This is a genomic window from Amycolatopsis anabasis, assembly GCF_009765355.1.
GTDB lineage: Bacteria > Actinomycetota > Actinomycetes > Mycobacteriales > Pseudonocardiaceae > Amycolatopsis > Amycolatopsis anabasis.
Map to the genome: position 1 here is coordinate 33,230 of NZ_VTHK01000056.1, position 19,012 is coordinate 52,241.

The following is a 19,012-nucleotide window of genomic DNA, read 5'->3' on the forward strand; positions in this document are numbered from 1 at the left end:
TGCCGAGTTTCGGGGCGCGCGGCGCGCGGACGCCACCGGCAACATGTACCGAGTCCCGCACGCGGCCGTACAGTCTGCTCTTCCTGGCAGATCAACCCCGGGAGGCCCGATGTACCCGACCGTCGCCGAGGTGCTCGCGCTGCCGGTGCTCCGGCACGGGCGGCCGCACGTGGTCGCGGGCGCCGCCGGCCTCGACGCCCGCGTGCGCTGGGTGCACGTCGCCGAGGTCGCCGATATCGCGCACCTGCTCAAGGGTGGCGAACTGGTGCTGACCACCGGGATCGCGCTGCCCGACGACGACGCCGCGCTCACCCGGTACCTCGACGAGCTGGCCGGGGTCCGGGTCGCCGGCCTCGTGGTGGAACTGGTCCGGCACTGGAGCGACAAACTGCCCCCGGCCCTGGTGGACGCCGCCGAGCGGCACGGCATCCCGCTGGTCACGCTGTCCCGGGAGACGCGGTACGTGACGGTCACCGAATCGGTGAACGGGCTGATCGTGGACGCGCAGGTGGCCGAGCTGAAGGCGGCCGAGCGGGTGCACCAGGTGTTCACCGCGCTGACCGTGTCCGGGGCGGAACCGGACGAGGTGCTGCGGGAGGTCGCCCGCGGCACCGAGCAGCCGGTGGTGTTGGAGACCCTGACCCACGAGGTGCTGGCCTACGACGCGGCGGGCACCGACCCCGGCGAGTTGCTGGACGGCTGGTCCGCCCGTTCGCGCGCGGTGCGGCTCGGCGAACGCACCGGTTACCACGCGGGCGCGGGCTGGCTGGTGACCATTGTCGGCGCGCGCGGGCACGACTGGGGGCGGCTGGTGATCGTCTGCGCCGATCCGCCGCCCGATCGGGACGTGGTGGTGGCCGAACGCGCCGCGTCCGCGCTCGCGGTGCACCGGCTGGTGGCCCGGGACGCGGACAGCCTGGAACGGCAGGCGCACCGCGCGGTGCTCACCGGGTTGCTGGCCGCGCCGGTGCCCACGGCCGAGGTGCTCGCCCGGGCGTCCGCGCTGGCCGTTCCGCTGACCGGGCGGCAGCTCGTCGGGGTGGCGATCCGCCCCAGCCTCACCGCGGCGGCGGCCCCCTCGCCCGCGCTGTCCGCCCAGGCCGTACTGCGCGAGATCGCCGACGCGACGGCGATCGCGGCCCGCCGGGCCCGGGTGCGCGCGCTCGTCGCCGCGGTGGACGACACCAGCGTGCGCGCGCTGATTTCCCTTTCCCCGCAGGCGAATTCCGATACCGTGCTGCGCCGCCTGGCCGCCGACATCCACCAGACGCGCACCAGCGCGCCGAGCGTGATCGCGGTCGGGACGACCGTCGATTCGGTGGCCGAGGCGCGGCGCAGCCTGGTCGAGGCCACCCAGGTCGCGTCGGCGGCGCTGCACGCGGGGCGGACCGCCGAGCTGCACCGGCTGGAGGACGTCCGGCTGCGCGGCCTGCTGCACCTGCTCGCCGACGACGAACGGCTGCGCGCGTTCGCCGAGCGCGAGCTGGGTCCGCTGCTGTCCCGGGACGTCACGTCCGGCAGCCGGTTGGTCCAGGCGCTGCGGCACTACTGCGAACAGGGCGGCAACAAATCGGCGGCCGCGGCGGCGGCGCACACCTCGCGCACCGCGTACTACCAGCAGCTCGCCCGGATCGAGCAGGTGCTCGGTGTGCGCCTGGAGGAACCGGAGTCGATGCTCTCCCTCTACGTCGCCCTCCTCGCCCACGACATCGCCGCACCTGAGGGCGAAAGACCGTAACCACCCGATCGGGATCTCAATGACACCCGTTCGGGTAACACAGGAAATCTCGTCGGCGCGCCGATAGCACCCTTATGGCCCTATTCGCTATCGAACCGATAACGGCTTGTGCGCTAGCCCTGGCGTCTCTCGCCGGACCGGCCCAACCAGCCTCATTCGACCTCACCACGACGAACACCAAGAACGAAACACAACAGGTGTCGCTGACCTGCGACCCGGCGGGCGGCACCCATCCGAAGAGCGGCGAGGCCTGCGCGGCGATCGCCAGGGCGAACGGCGACTTCGACAAGCTGCCCGTCCGCAGGCAGGCGTGCACGCTGGAGTACTCCCCGATCACCGCCACGGCCAAGGGCAACTGGCGTGGCAAAGCGGTGGACTTCACCCGCGAGTACCCGAACAAATGCGCCGCGGACGCCGAGTCCAGCGGCGTCTTCAAGTTCTGAGCGAAGACCCGGTGCGGGCCCGCCGGTGCCACGGCGGGCCCGCACCTTCCTTTTCGCCCCCGGTAACCACCGGGTAACGGCAGCTCAGGCAACACGCACACTGCTCACCAACCGGGGCAACGGTGAACACTGTGACTCTGCCCTCATGGGCCGGTGCCGCACAGGATGCTCGGATGGAACTCCAGTCGCACGGCCCCCGACGAGCGGAGTGAGCGATGACCGGACCGGCAGGCGCGAAAACGCAGGTCGAACATCCCGACGGCCGGGTCGAGCTCGGCGACGTTTCCGCCATCGCGGGCAGCCGTTTCTGCAACGACGAACTGGCCCCGGTCCCGGTCGGCAAGCGGACCTGGACGACCTACAACTACTTCGCGCTGTGGATGGGCATGGCGCACAACATCCCCAGTTACGCGCTCGCCGCGTCGCTCATCGCACTGGGCATGGACTGGGTGCAGGCGCTGATCACCATCACGCTCGGCAACCTGATCGTGCTCATCCCGATGCTGCTGAACAGCCACGCGGGGACCAAGTACGGAATCCCGTTCCCGGTCTTCGCCCGGGCCTTCTACGGCGTCCGCGGCGCGAACCTGGCGGCCCTGCTGCGCGCGTTCATCGCGTGCGGCTGGTTCGGCATCCAGACCTGGGTCGGCGGTGAGGCGATCTACATCCTGGTCGGCAAGCTCACCGGCCCGGCCTGGCGGGACTCCGCGGTCGTCCTCGGCCAGCACTGGACGTTGTGGCTGTCCTTCGCGCTGTTCTGGCTGGTGCAGATGCTGATCATCTGGCGGGGCATGGAGGCCGTGCGCCGGTTCGAGAACTGGACCGCGCCGCTGGTGTCGGTCGGTTTCCTGGTCCTGCTCGGCTATGTGCTGGTCAAGGCGGGCGGGTTCGGCCCGATCCTGTCCGAACCGGGAAAGCTCGGCTGGGGCACGGACTTCTGGAAGGTCTTCGCGCCGTCGCTGATGGCGATGATCGCGTTCTGGTCCACGCTTTCGCTCAACATGCCCGACTTCACGCGCTTCGGCGGCAGCCAGCGCACCCAGGCCCGGGGCCAGGTGCTCGGGCTGCCCACCACGATGATGTTCATCGCGATCGTCGCGATCCTCACCACCTCCGGCGGGCAGGTGCTCTACGGCGAGCAGATCTGGGATCCGGCGAAACTGGCCGACAGGTTCTCCAGCCCGCTGCTGGTGGTGATCGCGCTCGTCGCGCTGGTGCTGGCGACGATCTCGGCGAACCTGGCGGCCAACGTGGTCAGCCCGTCCTACGACTTCTCCAACGCGTTCCCGAAACGCGTCACGTTCGCGGTCGGCGGGCTGATCACCGGCGTCATCGGGATCCTGATCCAGCCGTGGCGGCTGTACTCCGATCCGAGCATCTACATCTTCGCCTGGCTCGGTTTCTACGGCGGCGTCCTCGGCGCGGTGGCCGGGGTGCTGGCCGCCGGGTACTGGGTCGTCCGCCGCACCCGGCTCGACCTGGCCGGGTTGTACACCGAGGGCGGGCGGTACTGGTTCCGCGCGGGCTGGAACTGGCGGGCCCTGGTGGCCACGCTGGTCGGCGCGGTTCTGGCCGTCGGGGGCGCCTACACCGCGCCCGGCAGCCAGGGCCCGTTCCCCGCCGACGGGCTGATCCCGTTCCTCAAACCGATTTACGACTACAGCTGGGTGGCCGGACTGGTCGGCGCGTTCGCCGTGTACATCATGCTTTCGCTGCCCGGCAAGGCCTCGGAAACAACGAAGGAGGACACAAGTGACCGATCTGGTGAGAGCAGGCTTGGTACAGCAGCGGTGGACGGGTGACAAGGAGTCCATGATCGCCGGCGCGGTGGACGCGATCGGCAAGGCCGCCTCCCAGGGCGCGCAGGTGGTCTGCCTGCAGGAGCTGTTCTACGGCCCGTACTTCTGCCAGGTGCAGGACACCGACTACTACTCCTACACCGAGGGCATCCCGGACGGGCCGACGACCAAGCTCATGCAGGAAGTCGCCGAACGGCACGGAGTCGTGCTGGTGGTGCCGATGTACGAGGTCGAGCAGCCGGGCGTGTACTACAACACCGCCGCGGTCATCGACGCCGACGGCACCTACCTCGGCAAGCACCGCAAGAACCACATCCCGCAGGTGAAGGGCTTCTGGGAGAAGTTCTACTTCCGGCCCGGGAACCTCGGCTACCCGGTGTTCGACACCGCGGTCGGCCGGATCGGGGTGTACATCTGCTACGAGCGGCACTTCCCGGAGGGCTGGCGCGCGCTCGGCCTGGCCGGCGCGAAGATCGTGTTCAACCCCTCGGCGACCAGCCGCGGCCTGTCCGAGTACCTGTGGCGCCTCGAGCAGCCCGCCGCCGCGGTGGCGAACGAGTACTACGTCGGCACGATCAACCGTGTCGGGGTGGAACCGTTGGGCGACAACGACTTCTACGGTCAGTCGTACTTCGTCGACCCGCGCGGCCAGCTCGTCGGCGAGGCCGCTTCGGACACCGAGGAGGAAATCGTGGTGCGCGATCTGGAAATGGGCAAGCTCGCGGAGGTCCGCGATCTGTGGGCCTTCTACCGCGACCGGCGGCCGGACAGCTACGGACCACTCGCGGAGGCGTGACCATGCGGACCTTGATCAAGGGCGGCACGGTCCTGGACACCACCGGCGGGATCACGGCGGACGTCCTCGTCGAGGACGAGAAGATCGCCGCGGTTACCGCGCCCGGGGTCTTCGACGAGGCGGCGGCCGACGAAATCATCGACGCCACCGACCGGTACGTGCTGCCGGGCGGGATCGACGCCCACACGCATATGGAGATGCCGTTCGGCGGCACGTTCTCCCACGACACGTTCGGCACCGGCACCACGGCCGCGGCCTGGGGCGGGACCACCACGATCATCGACTTCGCGGTGCAGGCGAAGGGCACCTCGCTGCTGTCCACTCTGGACAAGTGGCACGAGAAGGCGGACGGCAACTGCGCCATCGACTACGGGTTCCACATGATCGTGTCGGACGTCAACGACACGACGTTGAAGGAGATGGAAACCTGCATCGACGGCGGGGTCGGCAGCTTCAAGATGTTCATGGCCTACCCCGGCGTGTTCTACTCCACCGACGGCGAGATCCTGCGCGCCATGCAGAAGGCTCGCGAGACCGGCGCGACGATCATGATGCACGCGGAGAACGGCATCGCGATCGACGAGCTGGCCGCGCAGGCGGTGGCCTCGGGGAAGACCGATCCGGTGCAGCACGGTCTGGTCCGGCCGCCGGAATTGGAGGGTGAGGCGACCTCGCGCGCGATCACGCTGGCGAAGGTCACCGGCGCGCCGCTCTACATCGTGCACCTGTCCGCCGCGCAGGCCCTGGCGGCGGTGGCGCAGGCGCGCGGCGAGGGCCAGAACGTGTTCGCCGAAACCTGCCCGCAGTACCTCTATCTGTCCATTGAGGACATGGCGAAGCCGGACTTCGAGGGCGCCAAGTTCGTGGCTTCCCCGCCGCTGCGCGAGAAGAAGCACCAGGCCGATCTGTGGCGGGGGTTGCGCACCAACGATCTGTCCGTGGTGTCCACCGACCACTGCCCGTTCTGCTTCAAGGACCAGAAGGAGTTGGGGCGCACCGATTTCCGGGCGATCCCGAACGGGATGCCCGGGGTCGAGCACCGGATGGACCTGCTGCACCAGGGCGTCGTGGCGGGCGAGATCTCGCTGGGCCGCTGGGTCGAGGCTTGTTCGACCACCCCGGCGCGGATGTTCGGCCTGTACCCGCGCAAGGGTGTGCTCGCACCGGGTTCGGACGCCGACATCGTGATCTACGACCCGACCGCGCGGCAGACCCTGTCCGCGGCGACGCACCACATGAACGTGGACTACTCCGCCTACGAGGGTTTCGAACTCACCGGCAAGGTGGAGATCGTGCTCTCCCGCGGGAAGATCGTGGTCTCGCCGGCCGGTTTCAGCGGTAGCACGACCCACGGGAAGTTCCTGTCCCGCGACCTGTGCCAGTACCTCAACTAGGGAGCCCGCTCGATGGATTTCGGCGTCGTACTGCAGACCGACCCGCCCGCCCGGGAGGTCGTGCGGCTGATGAAGGAGGCGGAGGACCAGGGCTTCCGCTACGGCTGGACGTTCGACTCGCCGGTGCTCTGGCAGGAGCCGTTCGTCATCTACTCCCAGATCCTGGCGGCCACCTCGTCGATGATCGTCGGCCCGATGGTGACCAGCCCCGGGCCGCGGGACTGGTCGGTCACCGCTTCGCTGTTCGCCACGCTGAACGACATGTTCGGCAACCGCACGGTGTGCGGGGTCGGCCGCGGCGATTCGGCGCACCGGGTGGTCGGCAAGAAACCGGCGACGCTGGCGGGCCTGCTGGAGTGGATGCGCGCGGTCAAGGAGATGGCCGAGGGGCGCGAGGCGATGCTCGGGGACACCCCGGTGCGGATCCCGTGGGTTCGCGACGGCCGCCTGGAAATGTGGATGGCGGCCTACGGTCCGAAGGCGCTGAAGATGGTCGGCGAGCACGCCGACGGGTTCATCCTCCAGTGCGCGGATCCGGCGATCGCCCGGTGGACCATCGGTTCGGTGCGCGACGCGGCGCGGGCGGCGGGCCGGGACCCGGGCGGGATCACCATCTGCGTGGCCGCGCCCGCCTACGTCGGTGACGATCTGGCGCACCAGCGGGAACAGCTGCGCTGGTTCGGCGGGATGGTCGGCAACCACGTGGCCGATCTCGTCGCGCGCTACGGCGATTCCGGTCCGGTGCCGAAGGAACTGACCGACTACATCAGGGGCCGCCAGGACTACGACTACTCGCACCACGGCCGGGCCGGGAACCCGTCCACCGATTTCGTTCCGGACGAGATCGTGGACCGGTTCTGCCTGCTCGGCCCCGCGAGCGCGCATGTCCAGCGGCTGCAGGAACTCGCCGAACTCGGGGTCGACCAGTTCTCGCTCTACCTGATGCACGACGACCGGGACCGGACCCTGCGGTCCTACGGCGAGGAGGTCCTCGGCAAGCTCACCGCGTGACCCGGCCACCCCCTTCCGGTATTTTCGTACTGTGCAGGGGGTGGTCGTATGACCGAGCGAAAACCGCCGGGGGTTTCCTTCGACAGCTGGATCGATATGCAGATCCGCGCCGCCGAGGAGCGGGGCGAGTTCGACGATCTGCCGGGTGCCGGGAAACCGTTGCCCAAGAACGACCGGCCGGGCACCGAACTGGACTGGCTCGCCCAGAAGCTGTACGCGGAGCACCAGGACGTGTCCTCGCTCCTGCCGCCCTCGCTCGCGCTGGCCCGGGAGGTCGAGGATCTGCCGCAACGGGTTCAGCGCGAACGGACCGAGGACAAGGTGCGCGAGATCGTCGAGGACCTGAACGAACGGATCCGCGACGCCTACCGGACCCCGCATCCCGGCCCGCCGATCCGGACCGTTCCGGTGGACGTCGAGGAAGTGGTCACGGCCTGGCGCGAGGCCCGGTAGGGGGCTCGTCGACAAGCGCCTGGTAGACGAGTTGCCGTAGTTGCTGGCGGAGCGGATGGGTGCTTGAGGGCAGCAACTGGGTGAAGAACAGGACCGTGATGTCCTCGGCCGGATCCACCCAGAACGCGGTGCTCGCGGCGCCGCCCCACGCGATTTCCCCGGCGCTGGACAGGGTTTTCGCCGCCACCGGGTCGAGCAGGACGGAGAAGCCGAGGCCGAAACCGTGGCCGTGGAACGGCATCTCCGCGAACAGCGGGCGGCCGAAGCTCTCCAGATCCGCGTTGCCGGGCAGGTGGTTGCGGGCCATCCGGGCGAGGGTGCGCGTGCCGAGCAGGCGGGTGCCGTCGAGTTCGCCGCCGCGCCGCAGGAATTCGGTGAACCGGAAGTAGTCGGCCGCGGTGGACACCAGGCCGCCCCCGCCGGAAAGGAGATCCGGGCGCCGCTTCGCCAAGTCCCCGAACCCGTCGTGGCGCCGCGCGAGCCGGGTACCGGGTTCCGGCACGTACAGCGCGGCCAGTTTGCCGAGGGAGGCCTCGGCCGCCTGGAAAGCGGTGTCGGTCATGCCGAGGGGGCCGAGCACGTGCTCGGCGAAGTACTCGTCGAGCGGCCGGCCGGAGACGACCTCGATCAGGCGCCCGAGCACGTCGGTGGCGACCGAATAGTTCCATTCGCTGCCGGGCTGGTGCACGAGCGGGAGACTGGCCCAGATCCGCGTGCATTCGGCCAGATCCTTGCCCGGCGGGGTGTCCCATTCGAACCCGGCCGAGCGGTACATGGCGTCGATCGGGTGCGCGTGGTGGAAACCGTAGGTCAGGCCCGCGGTGTGGGTGAGCAGGTGCCACACCCGGATCGGCTCGATGGCGGGCTCGGTGGCCGGGCGCAGCGCCGATCCCTTGGCGTAGACCCGCATTTCGGCGAATTCGGGCAGCCAGCGCGCGATCGGATCGGTCAGTTCGAACGCGCCCTGCTCGTACAGCACCATCGCGGCGACCGAGGTGATCGGTTTGGTCATCGAGAAAAGGCGCCACCGAGTGTCCGGTTCGACCGGCAGGCCCGCTTCCAGATCGCGTTGCCCGTAATGGGAAAGATGCGCGATCCGGCCGTGCCTGGCGACCACGGTCAGCCAGCCGGGCAGCAACCCGTCGTCGACATAGCGCGCGAAATGCCGGTCGATGCGCGCCAACCGGCCCTGGTCGAATCCCAGTTCGGCCGGATCCGCCACCGCAAGATCAGTCGCCATGATCTTGTTCTACCCGAGCGGCGACGGGCGCACTCAACGCCCGCGTTCGGCCGCCTTCTCCGCGCGCCACTCCTCGTCGTTCTTGCCGAGGCGCCAGTAGCCGGAGATGGAGAGCAGGTCCTTGCGCACGCCCCGCTCGTCGAGCAGGTGGCGGCGCAGTTCGCGGACGAAACCCGCCTCGCCGTGCACGAACGCCTGGACCACGCCCGCCGGGAAGTCCAGCCCGCGCACCGCGCGCACCAGGTCGTCACCGGCGGAGCGGTGCAGCCAGTGGATCTGCGCGTCCCCCTTGGTCGGCAGCCCCTGCTCCTCGGCGGCGTCGGAGACCAGGATGAACGCCCGCACCGGCACCCCGGCCGGGATCGCCTCCAGCGCGGCGCCGATCGCGGGGAGCGCGCTCTCGTCGCCGACGAGCAGGTGCCAGTCGGCCTCCGCGCCCGGGGCGTAGGCGCCGCCGGGCCCGACGAAGAGCAGTTCGTCGCCCGGCTTCGCCGCCTTTGCCCACGGTCCGGCGATGCCCTCGTCGCCGTGGACCACGAAATCGAAGGCGAGTTCGCCCGCCGCCTGGTCGAAGTAGCGAACGGTGTAGGTCCGCAGCTTCGGCTGGTGCTCGGGCGGCAACTGCGCGCGGACCGCGTGCAGGTCCAGCGGCTCCGGGTACTCCACCCCGGGCTCCTTGAACACCACTTTGACGTAGGCGTCGGTGAATTCGTTGGGGGTGAACGCGGCGAGGCCGTCACCACCCGCGATGATCCTGATCATGTGCGGGGTGAGTTGCTCGGTCCGCAATACGGTCAGGCGAATGACCGACATGTTCCGGCGACCGCGCGCCTCCGCCATTTGCCACTCCTCACTACGTTCAACACTTGAGGCAAGGCTACCCTAATCGTGATCGACGCGCCCGTTCCGGATCTCCGGGGATTTCCCCGATGGCACACCAATTCTCCGTCGTTAGCCTTTTCGCCATGACGGGACTTGGGGGAGATCCGGCGAATCTGCGCGTATCGGACGCGGAACGGGAACATGTGGTGTCCTTGCTCAACAAGGCAACCGGACGCGGCCTGCTCGATCTGGACGAATTCACCACCCGCACCGATCTGGCCCTCGCGGCCCGCACCCGCGGCGAACTGAACTGGGTGCTGATCGATCTGCCGGGCCTCGTGCGCACCGCGGCCCCGGAGTCCGGCGAACGCCTGGAACTGCGCGAGGCGGGCAGCGCCATCACGCGGCGTGGCGCGTGGGCGGTCCCGAAGGTCCTGGTGCTGCACCCGAAGCACCGCACGGTCCGAGTCGACTTCACCGAAGCGCGCATCGACCACCGGGTGGTGCGTATCGAACTGCACGGCGGCGCGACGCAGGTCCGGCTCTGGCTGCCCGAAGGCGCCACGATCGACATCGACGGGTTGTGGACCAAGCGAAAGCCCGCCCAGGTACGGGACAGGGGTGGTTTCGTCGGCTCCGGCGGGACGCCGCATTTCGTGCTCGCCGGACGGGCGGCGAACGGGATGGTCTCGGTGCTGCCGCCTCCAGTCCGCTCATGACACGGGACTGGGCGACCAGTCATCGAAGTGACGTCCGTACCCCGCTCGGTGTCGACCATGGGAGTACCCCGTGGTGTCTGCCCTGGCCGGACGCGCCCAGCCCCGCCGAAAAGGCACCGTAACCGCCGGGACGACTAACCCGGAACGAGAGGTGCGGCAATGGCGGGGAGAACCAGGGCACGGGAGTTCTTCGCACTCCCGGCGGGGCGGCTGGCGAAGCGGATCACGATGGGGCTGTGGCTGCTGGCGCTCGCGGTCGCGCTGCCGGTCGGGCTGAACATCGGCTCGGTGCAAACCGACCGGACGACCGATCGGCTGCCCGCCGACGCCCAGTCCACCCAGGTCGCCGAACTGGCCGACCGCATTCCCGGCGGGGACGGCGACCAGGTCCTGGTCGTCTACCACCGCGACGGCGGGCTCACCGGCTCGGACCGGGCGGCCGCCGAGGACCACCGGACGACCCTGGGCGTGCGCATGCCGCTCGCGTCCTCGGCCGACGGGGCCACCGCGATGTTCGCCGCGGGGCAACCGAACCCGGGCGACGACGAGCAGGCCACCGCCGAGTTCGTCGACCGGGTGCGCGGGGCGGTGGCGGGGCATCCGGACGGGGTGAGCGTCCAGGTGACCGGTCCGAGCGCGATCGGCGCCGACATCGACGCGGTGTTCGAGGGGCTCGACGTCACGCTGATGCTGGTGACCACCGCCGTGGTGGCGCTCCTGCTGATCGTCACCTACCGCAGCCCGTTCCTCTGGCTGGTGCCGTTGCTGGCGGTCGGCGCCGCCGCGGTGCTGTCCATGGCCGTGATCTACGCGGTGGCCCGGGCCACCGGGATCACCGTGTCCACGCAGAGTTTCGCGATCACCATCGTGCTCGTCTTCGGCGCGGGGACCGACTACGCGATGCTGCTGGTGGCCCGCTACCGCGAGGAACTGCGCCGGAACGCCGACGTGCACCAGGCGATGCGGACCGCGCTGCGCGGGGTCGGGCCGGCGATCCTCGCCTCCGCGTCGACCGTCACGCTCGGCTTGCTGTGCCTGCTCGCCGCGCGGATGAACGACATCTCCGGACTCGGCCTGTGCGGTGCGCTCGGCATCGCGTGCACGCTGGTCACCATGCTGACCCTGTTCCCCGCGCTGCTGACCGCGGCCGGCCGGCGGGTGTTCTGGCCGCGGATCCCGCGGTTCGGCACCACGGCGCCCGCGGGCGCGAACCGGTGGAGGCGCCTCGGCGGCCGGGCGCTCGCCGCGCCCGCGCGCACGGCGGCGGTCAGCACGGCGGTGCTCGGCGCGCTCGCCTTCGGTGTGCTGGACCTGCGCGGCGATCTCGGCCAGACCGACCAGTTCACCTCGCCTCCCGAATCGGTCACCGGATACGCGACGCTCGGCGCCGCGTTCCCGGAACAGTCCGGGCGGCCGATGACCATCGCCACGCGCACCGGGGACGCCGACCGGATCGCCGCGCTCGCCCGCGCGGTGCCGGGGGTCGCGCGGGTGGAAACCGATCGTTCGGGTGCGGGCTGGACGCTGCTCGAGGCGTCCCCGGCCGCCGCGCCGGACACCCCGGCCGAAACCGGCACCGTGGCCGCCTTGCGCGCCGCGGTGGGCGCGGACGCGCTGGTGGGCGGGGACGCGGCGGAGAAACTCGACAGCCGGGACGCGACCGCGCGCGACAACGCGCTCGTGCTGCCCCTGGTCCTGGCCGTCGTGCTGCTCGTCCTGGTCCTGTTGCTGCGTGCCCTGGTGGCCTCGCTGGTGGTCGTGGCCACCGTGGTGCTGTGCTTCGCGGCCGCGCTCGGCATCGGCGCGCTCGCCTTCGACGGGCTGTTCGGATTCGCCGGGACCGAGCCGAACCTGCCCGCGCTGAGTTTCGTGTTCGGCGTGGCGCTCGGCGTCGACTATTCGATCTTCCTGGTGGCCCGGATACGCGACGACGCCGCCCGGTTCGGGACCGCGGAGGCGACCCGCCGGGCCCTGCGGTCCACCGGACCGGTGATCGCCTCGGCCGGAGTGGTGCTGGCCGCCACGTTCGCGGTACTCATGGCACTGCCGTTCGTGCCGATGGTGGAGGTGGGCTTCGTGGTGGCCGCCGGGGTCCTGCTGCAGACGCTGGTCGTGCAGCCGCTGCTGGTCGCTCCCCTGCTGGCGCGCCTGGGCGAACGGGCCTGGTGGCCCGCGGTGCGCGAACCGGCCCGCGCACCGCGGCAACCGGAGACGATGGGGGCGTGAACTCCGCCGCACCGGATCGGCGCCGGATCGGGAAAACCGATCTGGCGCTGACCGCCGCCCTGCTCGCCGCCGAACTCGCCACGGCCGGGCTGGCCCCGTCGTCCTGGTTCGAGGGGCGGCCGCTGGATCCGCTGGGCGTGGCGCTGCTGGCGGCGACCGTGCTGCCGGTCCTGCTGCGCCGGCTCCGGCCGATGCTCGCGCTCGCCCTGTGCGCCGCGGCTTCCATCGCCTACCACGCGGTGGACTACCCGCACGAGGTGACGCTGCCCGCGGCGATGGTGTTGCTGTACACCGTCGCGGTCACCGGCAGCTGGCAACGGCTGCTCGTCACCGTGTTGCCGATGTTCCTGCTCATCTCGCTGGTCATCGGCCTCACCCAGGAGGGCCCGCCCGGGGCGGAGGTGGCCGCCCCGCTGGGCTGGCTGGCCGTCGCCGCGGTCTTCGGCGCGGCCGTCCGGTCGCACCGGGCGTACGTCGGTTCCATCACCGAACGCGCGGAACGGGCCGAGCACACCCGGGAGGAAGAGGCGGCGCGCCGGGTCGCCGAGGAACGGCTGCGGATCGCCCGCGACCTGCACGACGCGCTGGCGCACACGATCGTGGTGATCAACGCGCATGCCGGGGTCGCCGCGCATCTCCTCGGTGAACGTCCGGACGATCCGGCGCTGGCCCGCGTCGCCGAACCGCTGCGCACCATCGCGGCGGCGAGCAGCACCGCGCTGGCGGAACTGCGCACCACGCTGGATGTGTTGCGGGGCAACGATTCCGAACCGGATCGCCAGCCGACGCCGGGGATCGACCGGCTGCCCGAACTCGCCGAATCGACCCGTGCCGCGGGGATCGAGGTCGCGGTCCGGGTGCTCGGCGAACCACGCGAACTCGGTCAGGGCGCCGAGATCACGCTGTACCGGATCGCCCAGGAAGCGCTGACCAACGTCGTCAAACACGCCGGCGCCACGGCGGCCACCGTGCTCCTCGAGCACACCCCCGGCGAGGTCCGCCTGGAGATCACCGACAACGGCCGCGGCCCTGCCACGCGATCGGGCGGGGGTTACGGCATCATCGGCATGACCGAGCGCGCGCACGCCCTCGGTGGCGGGCTCACCGCGGGCCCCGGCCGGGACGGCGGTTTCACGGTCACCGCGATCCTGCCGATCCGGAAGCGGGAGGGCACGTGACCATCCGGGTACTGCTCGCCGACGATCAGGCGCTGGTGCGCAGCGCGTTCGCCCTGCTGATCGGTTCCGCACCGGATCTGGAGGTCGTCGGCGAGGCCGGGGACGGCGCCGCCGCGGTCGAGCAGGCCCGGGCCACCCGCGCGGACGTGGTGGTGATGGACATCCGGATGCCCGGCGCCGACGGTATCGAGGCCACCGCGCGGATCGCCGCGGACGAGGATCTGACCGGGGTGCGGGTGCTCATCCTGACCACGTTCGAAAGCGACGAGAACGTGCTCGCCGCGCTCCGCGCCGGGGCGAGCGGTTTCCTGGTCAAGGACACCCAGCCCGCGAACCTGCTCGCGGCGATCCGCACGGTGGCGGCCGGGGACGCGTTGCTCTCCCCCGGCGCCACCCGGTCGCTGATCACCAAGGTGCTCGCGATCCCGGACACCGGCACGCACGAGGTGCCCTCGCTGGACGTGCTGACCGACCGGGAACGCGAGGTGCTCGCCCTCATCGGGCGCGGGCTGAGCAACGCCGAGATCGCCGATGCGCTGGTGATCAGCCCGCTGACCGCGAAGACCTACGTGAGCAGGCTGCTGACCAAACTCGATGCCCGCGACCGCGCGCAACTGGTGATCACGGCGTACGAATCCGGTCTGATCAGAATCCGCGAACGCGAGTGATCTCGATCCGCACCGGAACGAAGTAGACCGCGCTGAATTCCTCGGGGCTGCCGCTGACCTCGACCATGGCCTCCGCGTACTTCTCCAGGTAGGCCGGGTTCTCGTGCGGCAGCGGCTGGTCCTCGAGCTGCCGCGCCCGCCCGCGCAGCACCACGATGTCGCCGCCGTCGGAGGCGGCGTCGAAATTCAGCGACACCTGGGGCCGCTCGCGGATGTGGTTGAGCCGGTGCGCGTCCTGCCGGTTGTAGATGAGGATGCCGTCGTCGTCCTGCAGGAACCACACCGGATTGGGCTGCGGGGTGCCGTCCGCGCCGACGGTGGTCCACCAGATGAGCCTCTCGTCGCGCAGGCGGGTGCGGACGCGTTCGCCGAAGGGGGTCGACGGGTCGGGGAGAGCGGTGATCGTCATGGCTTCATCGTAGGCGCGCGTGCGGCGCGGAATTCCCGTTGTGCCAAGCTTTCTCAGGTGACCGCACCGCGCCGCCTCCCGTCCCCGCAGATCCTGGCCGCGATCGTCGTCGTGGTGGTCGCCGCCGCGGTGGCGGCGCTGGTGATCTGGGGAGCGAACCGGACGGTGCCGGGCACCGCGTCACCGATCCCCTGCCCGCGCGAGATCCTGACCTACTTCCACACCGACGCGGACATGCTGGCCGCGCAGGACAAGGTGCGCGATCCGCGCATCCAGTCGACGACCTCGGAGACCCAGCTCCAGGCCTACGAGCGGTTCAAGGTGATCTTCAAGGACCAGCCCGAGCTGGTGGAACTCGCGCGGCCGGAGGCCCTGCCCGCCTCGATCACCGTGTTCCCGACCGCCGAAGCCGACCGCGAGCAGCTCGTCGCCTGGCTGCGCGCGCAGCTCCCGGCGGCCCAGGAGGTCGACGGGCTCCGCTGCCCGTGGCGGCGACCGGCCGCGAACTAGCCGACCAGCCTGCGCACCACGCCGTCGGCCAGCAACCGGCCCCGGTCGGTGAGCACCGCCCGCGCGGAACCGTCCAAAGCGGACGGTTCGAGCAGGCCCTCCGCCGCGGCGGCCCGGGCGGCGCGCACCCCGGCCGGGTCGAGGGCGTCCAGCGGCAGCCCCTCGGCGAGCCGGAGTTCCAGCATCACGCGTTCCAGGTGGCGGTCGTGGCCGGTGAGCACTTCGCGCCCGGCCGCCGGGGATTCGCCGGAACCGAGCAGGGCCGCGTACCGCGCCGGATGTTTGACGTTCCACCAGCGCACCCCGCCGACGTGGCTGTGCGCGCCCGGCCCGGCGCCCCACCAGTCCCCGCCGAGCCAGTACCCGAGGTTGTGCCTGCACCGCGCCGCCGCGGAGGACGCCCAGTTGGACACCTCGTACCAGCGCAGTCCCGCCCCCGCGAGCACCTCGTCGATCAGCTCGTAGTCGGCGGCGAGCACGTCGTCGTCCGGCGCGGGCAACTCGCCGCGGCGAACCCGCCGGGCGAGCGCGGTCCCCTCCTCGACGATCAGCGCGTACGCGGAAACGTGGTCGACCCCGGCCGCCAGGACGGCGTCCAGGGAGGCCCGCAGATCCTCGGCCCGCTCCCCCGGTGTGCCGTAGATGAGGTCCAGGTTGACGTGTTCGAAGCCCGCGACCCGCGCCTCACCGGCCGCCGCGACCGGGCGGCCGGGTGTGTGCACGCGGTCGAGCACCCGCAGCACGTGCTCGGCGGCGGACTGCATGCCCAGCGAGACCCGCGTGTAGCCCGCGTCCCGGATCCCGGCGAAGAACTCCGGGGAGGTCGATTCGGGGTTCGACTCGGTGGTCACCTCGGCGCCGGGGGCCAGCCCGAAAGCGCCGCGGACCGCGTCCAGCACCTCGGCGAGGCCGTCCGCGCCGAGCAGGGACGGCGTGCCACCGCCGACGAACACGGTGTCCACGGCCGGTGCGGCCCCGAGGACCCGGGCGCCGAGTTCGAGCTCGCGCCGCAGGCCGTCCAGCCAGGACCGGGGCGACGATCCGGACCCGAGTTCGCCCGCGGTGTAGGTGTTGAAGTCGCAGTACCCGCAGCGCGTGGCGCAGAACGGCACGTGCACGTAGACGCCGAACGGCCGCGTCCCCAGCCCGTCCAGGGCGGATTCGGGCAGGGCGGCGTCGGGCGGTGTGGTGGTCTCGGGCACCCGTCCAGTGTCGCCGAGCGCTCCCCCGGAGCCGCTCCCGGGCACCCGAAGTGGCGTCGAAGTCAACCCCGGGTGACGTTGCTCCCAGCATTCGGGCACGCCTGGACCACATTGTGGGCAAATGGCACCCTGGGCGGGTGACTTCTGCCGGTGTGCCGCTCGTGGCTCGACGACACGTCGACCTGCGCCGCGTCGCCAGCGCGCTGTGCCCGGCGTCGAGCTGACCTCCCGCCGCTTCCGCCCACGATCACGGACCAGCCGGCGTCGAGTTCGCCGCGGATCGCTCCCACCACCTTTGACCAGGGCGTTCACGGTGCGCACGGCGCCTTCCACCCGCCCCGGAGGACGACAGATGGCCTCGCCCACCCGCGAAACCCCGAACGCAGGCCGCGCCGCACGCCCCAAGCAACGGCGTGGGGAGGGGCAATGGGCGCTCGGCTACCGCGAGCCGCTCAACCCGAACGAGCGGTCCAAGAAGGACGATCATCCGCTCAACGTGCGCGCGCGGATCGAGAACATCTACGCGCACCGCGGCTTCGACTCGATCGACCCGGGTGACCTGCGCGGCCGGTTCCGCTGGTACGGCCTCTACACCCAGCGCCGTCCCGGCATCGACGGCGGCCGCACCGCGACGCTGGAGCCCGAGGAGCTCGACGACCGCTACTTCATGCTGCGCGTGCGCGTGGACGGCGGCGCGCTGACCACCCAGCAGTTGAACCTGCTCGGCGAGATCTCGCAGACCTACGCCCGGGACACCGCCGACATCACCGACCGGCAGAACATCCAGTACCACTGGATCCAGATCGAGGACATGCCGACGATCTGGCAGAAGCTGGAGAACCTCGGGCTCACCACGATGACCGCGTGCGGCGACAGCCCGCGCGTGATCCTCGGCTCGCCGCTGGCCGGAATCGCCGAGGACGAGGTCATCGACGGCACCCCGGCCATCGACGAGATCAAACGCCGCTACCTCGGCAAACCCGAGTACGCCAACCTGCCGCGCAAGTTCAAGACCGCGATCTCCGGGCTGCCGGACGTGGCGCACGAGATCCACGACGTCGCGTTCGTCGGGGTGCACCACCCCGAGCACGGCCCCGGGTTCGATCTCTGGGTCGGCGGCGGCCTGTCCACCAACCCGATGATCGGGCAACGGCTCGGCACCTGGGTTCCGCTCGACGAGGTTCCCGAGGTCTGGGCGGGCGTGATCAGCGTCTTCCGCGACTACGGCTACCGCCGCCTGCGCTCGCGGGCCCGGATCAAGTTCCTGGTCAAGGATTGGGGCGCGGAGAAGTTCCGGCAGGTGCTGCAGGACGAGTACCTCAAGCGGGAACTGATCGACGGCCCGGCGCCGGAGGTTCCCGAACTGCCGCACGACCACGTGGGCGTGCACCGGCAGAAGGACGGGAAGTTCTACGTGGGCGCCGCGCCGATCGCCGGTCGCGTCTCCGGCGCGACGCTGATCGCGGTGGCCAAGGCGGCCGAGCGGGCCGGTTCCGCGCGGGTCCGGCTGACCCCGTTGCAGAAACTGGTCGTGCTGGACGTGCCGGAGTCCGAAGTCGGCGGCCTGCAGGCCGAACTGGCCGATCTGGGCCTGCAGACCGAGCCGTCGCCGTGGCGGCGCGGGGTGATGGCCTGCACCGGCCTGGAGTTCTGCAAACTCGCGATCGTCGAGACCAAGGCCCGCGCGCACGAACTGGTCGCCGCGCTGGAGAAGCGGCTGGCCGATGTCCAGGCGGACGTCGACACCCCGGTGAGCGTGCACCTCAACGGCTGCCCGAACTCCTGCGCCCGCATCCAGACCGCGGACATCGGGCTCAAGGGCCAGATCGTGACCGACGCCGACGGCAACCAGGTCGAGGGTTTCCAGGTGCACCTCGGCGGCGGGCTCGGCCTGGACGCCGGGTTCGGCCGCAAACTGCGCGGGCACAAGGTGACCGGCGACGAACTGGTCGGTTACGTGGAACGCGTGGTGCGCAACTACGTCGAGCAGCGCACCGAGGGCGAGCGGTTCCCGCAGTGGGTGGCCCGCGCGGACGAGGAAGCGTTGCGGTGACCGGGACCGAACGCGCGGTCCCGTTCTACTGCCCGTACTGCGGCGACGAGGACCTTCGGCCGGAGGAGGAATCCGAAGGCGCCTGGCTGTGTTCTGCATGTAGGCGGGTGTTCTCGGTGAAATTCATCGGCCTGCGGCTTGGGGAAGGAGTTCGATGACCACGGCAGCGACCCGGACCGAAGAACTGAAGGCATTGGCGGAGAAGGCATCCGCGGAACTGGCGGACGCGAGCGCCCAGGAGGCCCTGGCCTGGGCGGTGGAGACGTTCGGTGATGATTTGATTGTTGCGTCGAATATGCAGGATGCGGTGTTGATCGATTTGGCTGTGAAGGTCAAGTCTGATGTGGATGT

19 protein-coding genes and 1 pseudogene are annotated in these 19,012 nt (G+C 70.7%); 16 read left to right on the forward strand and 4 right to left on the reverse strand.

From position 1 onward, the window contains the following. Positions 1 to 109: 109 nt before the first annotated feature. From FXO23_RS41550 to FXO23_RS41580, 7 genes are all read left to right on the forward strand, one after another. Positions 110 to 1,738 (forward strand): PucR family transcriptional regulator, encoded by a 1,629-nt coding sequence (locus tag FXO23_RS41550; RefSeq protein WP_158892810.1) that lies wholly within the window; start codon positions 110 to 112, stop codon positions 1,736 to 1,738. Positions 1,739 to 1,812: 74 nt separating this feature from the next. Continuing rightward, positions 1,813 to 2,181 carry an SSI family serine proteinase inhibitor gene (locus tag FXO23_RS41555; RefSeq protein ID WP_158892812.1) on the forward strand — a complete coding sequence of 123 codons (369 nt, stop codon included), beginning with the start codon at positions 1,813 to 1,815 and terminating at the stop codon, positions 2,179 to 2,181. A 215-nt stretch (positions 2,182 to 2,396) separates the two neighbouring features. Next, positions 2,397 to 3,983 carry an NCS1 family nucleobase:cation symporter-1 gene (locus FXO23_RS41560; protein ID WP_158892814.1) on the forward strand — a complete coding sequence of 529 codons (1,587 nt, stop codon included), beginning with the start codon at positions 2,397 to 2,399 and terminating at the stop codon, positions 3,981 to 3,983. Continuing rightward, complete coding sequence (locus FXO23_RS41565; protein WP_158892816.1) at positions 3,934 to 4,776, forward strand: nitrilase-related carbon-nitrogen hydrolase; 843 nt, start codon at positions 3,934 to 3,936, stop codon at positions 4,774 to 4,776. Before FXO23_RS41560 ends, FXO23_RS41565 begins: the two co-directional genes overlap by 50 nt. A 2-nt stretch (positions 4,777 to 4,778) precedes the next feature. Next, positions 4,779 to 6,170, forward strand: a complete 1,392-nt coding sequence (hydA, locus tag FXO23_RS41570) for a dihydropyrimidinase (protein WP_158892818.1) — start codon at positions 4,779 to 4,781, stop codon at positions 6,168 to 6,170. Positions 6,171 to 6,182: 12 nt separating this feature from the next. Further along, the gene (locus tag FXO23_RS41575) at positions 6,183 to 7,181 is read left to right on the forward strand and encodes a TIGR03842 family LLM class F420-dependent oxidoreductase (RefSeq protein ID WP_158892820.1); all 999 of its coding nucleotides are present in this window, start codon (positions 6,183 to 6,185) and stop codon (positions 7,179 to 7,181) included. 48 nt (positions 7,182 to 7,229) lie between these two features. Continuing rightward, entirely contained in the window at positions 7,230 to 7,634 is a 405-nt protein-coding gene (locus tag FXO23_RS41580) for a DnaJ family domain-containing protein (RefSeq protein WP_158892822.1), read from the forward strand. Here the strand turns inward: FXO23_RS41580 and FXO23_RS41585 are convergent. Further along, a complete protein-coding gene (locus FXO23_RS41585; protein WP_158892824.1) occupies positions 7,609 to 8,874 on the reverse strand; it encodes a serine hydrolase domain-containing protein in 1,266 nt (421 codons plus the stop codon). The genes FXO23_RS41580 and FXO23_RS41585 overlap by 26 nt on opposite strands. A 33-nt stretch (positions 8,875 to 8,907) precedes the next feature. Next, positions 8,908 to 9,714 carry a siderophore-interacting protein gene (locus tag FXO23_RS41590; protein ID WP_158892826.1) on the reverse strand — a complete coding sequence of 269 codons (807 nt, stop codon included), beginning with the start codon at positions 9,712 to 9,714 and terminating at the stop codon, positions 8,908 to 8,910. Between the two features lie 125 nt (positions 9,715 to 9,839). Here FXO23_RS41590 and FXO23_RS41595 point away from each other — a divergent pair, with 125 nt between their 5' ends. The 4 genes from FXO23_RS41595 to FXO23_RS41610 all read left to right on the forward strand — a co-directional run bounded on the left by FXO23_RS41595 (position 9,840) and on the right by FXO23_RS41610 (position 14,487). Beyond that, positions 9,840 to 10,415: a DUF1707 SHOCT-like domain-containing protein gene (locus tag FXO23_RS41595; protein WP_158892828.1), complete on the forward strand. Its 576-nt coding sequence runs from the start codon at positions 9,840 to 9,842 to the stop codon at positions 10,413 to 10,415. Positions 10,416 to 10,574: 159 nt separating this feature from the next. Further along, positions 10,575 to 12,641 (forward strand): MMPL family transporter, encoded by a 2,067-nt coding sequence (locus FXO23_RS41600; RefSeq protein WP_158892829.1) that lies wholly within the window; start codon positions 10,575 to 10,577, stop codon positions 12,639 to 12,641. After that, on the forward strand, positions 12,638 to 13,819 hold the full coding sequence (locus FXO23_RS41605) for a sensor histidine kinase (protein WP_158892831.1): 1,182 nt from the start codon (positions 12,638 to 12,640) through the stop codon (positions 13,817 to 13,819). The genes FXO23_RS41600 and FXO23_RS41605 overlap by 4 nt, the downstream gene beginning before the upstream one ends. Then, positions 13,816 to 14,487, forward strand: coding sequence for a response regulator (locus tag FXO23_RS41610; protein ID WP_158892833.1), 672 nt, complete (start codon positions 13,816 to 13,818; stop codon positions 14,485 to 14,487). The genes FXO23_RS41605 and FXO23_RS41610 overlap by 4 nt, the downstream gene beginning before the upstream one ends. On the opposite strand, the gene FXO23_RS41615 is transcribed toward FXO23_RS41610, so the two are convergent. Continuing rightward, positions 14,465 to 14,896 carry a TIGR03667 family PPOX class F420-dependent oxidoreductase gene (locus tag FXO23_RS41615; protein ID WP_158892835.1) on the reverse strand — a complete coding sequence of 144 codons (432 nt, stop codon included), beginning with the start codon at positions 14,894 to 14,896 and terminating at the stop codon, positions 14,465 to 14,467. The two genes, FXO23_RS41610 and FXO23_RS41615, sit on opposite strands and share 23 nt — an antisense overlap. A gap of 57 nt (positions 14,897 to 14,953) precedes the next feature. On the opposite strand from FXO23_RS41615, the gene FXO23_RS51965 reads away from it, so the two are divergent. Beyond that, the gene (locus FXO23_RS51965) at positions 14,954 to 15,406 is read left to right on the forward strand and encodes a permease-like cell division protein FtsX (protein ID WP_246258337.1); all 453 of its coding nucleotides are present in this window, start codon (positions 14,954 to 14,956) and stop codon (positions 15,404 to 15,406) included. On the opposite strand, the gene hemW is transcribed toward FXO23_RS51965, so the two are convergent. Further along, a complete protein-coding gene (gene hemW / locus FXO23_RS41625) occupies positions 15,403 to 16,608 on the reverse strand; it encodes a radical SAM family heme chaperone HemW (RefSeq protein WP_158892837.1) in 1,206 nt (401 codons plus the stop codon). The genes FXO23_RS51965 and hemW overlap by 4 nt on opposite strands. A gap of 152 nt (positions 16,609 to 16,760) precedes the next feature. Here hemW and FXO23_RS52805 point away from each other — a divergent pair, with 152 nt between their 5' ends. From FXO23_RS52805 to FXO23_RS41640, 4 genes and pseudogenes are all read left to right on the forward strand, one after another. Next, positions 16,761 to 16,832 (forward strand): putative leader peptide, encoded by a 72-nt coding sequence (locus FXO23_RS52805; protein ID WP_425484957.1) that lies wholly within the window; start codon positions 16,761 to 16,763, stop codon positions 16,830 to 16,832. Between the two features lie 128 nt (positions 16,833 to 16,960). Then, positions 16,961 to 18,661: a nitrite/sulfite reductase gene (locus tag FXO23_RS41630; protein WP_158892839.1), complete on the forward strand. Its 1,701-nt coding sequence runs from the start codon at positions 16,961 to 16,963 to the stop codon at positions 18,659 to 18,661. Next, complete coding sequence (locus tag FXO23_RS51970; protein ID WP_158892841.1) at positions 18,658 to 18,819, forward strand: Insertion element protein; 162 nt, start codon at positions 18,658 to 18,660, stop codon at positions 18,817 to 18,819. Before FXO23_RS41630 ends, FXO23_RS51970 begins: the two co-directional genes overlap by 4 nt. Then, positions 18,816 to 19,012, forward strand: a pseudogene (locus FXO23_RS41640) (phosphoadenylyl-sulfate reductase); the annotation flags it as partial. The gene FXO23_RS51970 and the pseudogene FXO23_RS41640, both read left to right, overlap by 4 nt.

Excerpts from the sequence above, each read along its gene's own strand:
- FXO23_RS41550 (WP_158892810.1), top strand. The coding sequence starts at position 110 with ATGTACCCGACCGTCGCCGAGGTGCTCGCGCTGCCGGTGCTCCGGCAC.
- FXO23_RS41555 (WP_158892812.1), top strand. The coding sequence starts at position 1,813 with ATGGCCCTATTCGCTATCGAACCGATAACGGCTTGTGCGCTAGCCCTG.
- FXO23_RS41560 (WP_158892814.1), top strand. The coding sequence starts at position 2,397 with ATGACCGGACCGGCAGGCGCGAAAACGCAGGTCGAACATCCCGACGGC.
- hydA (WP_158892818.1), top strand. The coding sequence starts at position 4,779 with ATGCGGACCTTGATCAAGGGCGGCACGGTCCTGGACACCACCGGCGGG.
- FXO23_RS41575 (WP_158892820.1), top strand. The coding sequence starts at position 6,183 with ATGGATTTCGGCGTCGTACTGCAGACCGACCCGCCCGCCCGGGAGGTC.
- FXO23_RS41580 (WP_158892822.1), top strand. The coding sequence starts at position 7,230 with ATGACCGAGCGAAAACCGCCGGGGGTTTCCTTCGACAGCTGGATCGAT.
- FXO23_RS41585 (WP_158892824.1), bottom strand. The coding sequence starts at position 8,874 with ATGGCGACTGATCTTGCGGTGGCGGATCCGGCCGAACTGGGATTCGAC.
- FXO23_RS41590 (WP_158892826.1), bottom strand. The coding sequence starts at position 9,714 with ATGGCGGAGGCGCGCGGTCGCCGGAACATGTCGGTCATTCGCCTGACC.
- FXO23_RS41595 (WP_158892828.1), top strand. The coding sequence starts at position 9,840 with ATGACGGGACTTGGGGGAGATCCGGCGAATCTGCGCGTATCGGACGCG.
- FXO23_RS41600 (WP_158892829.1), top strand. The coding sequence starts at position 10,575 with ATGGCGGGGAGAACCAGGGCACGGGAGTTCTTCGCACTCCCGGCGGGG.
- FXO23_RS41615 (WP_158892835.1), bottom strand. The coding sequence starts at position 14,896 with ATGACGATCACCGCTCTCCCCGACCCGTCGACCCCCTTCGGCGAACGC.
- FXO23_RS41630 (WP_158892839.1), top strand. The coding sequence starts at position 16,961 with ATGGCCTCGCCCACCCGCGAAACCCCGAACGCAGGCCGCGCCGCACGC.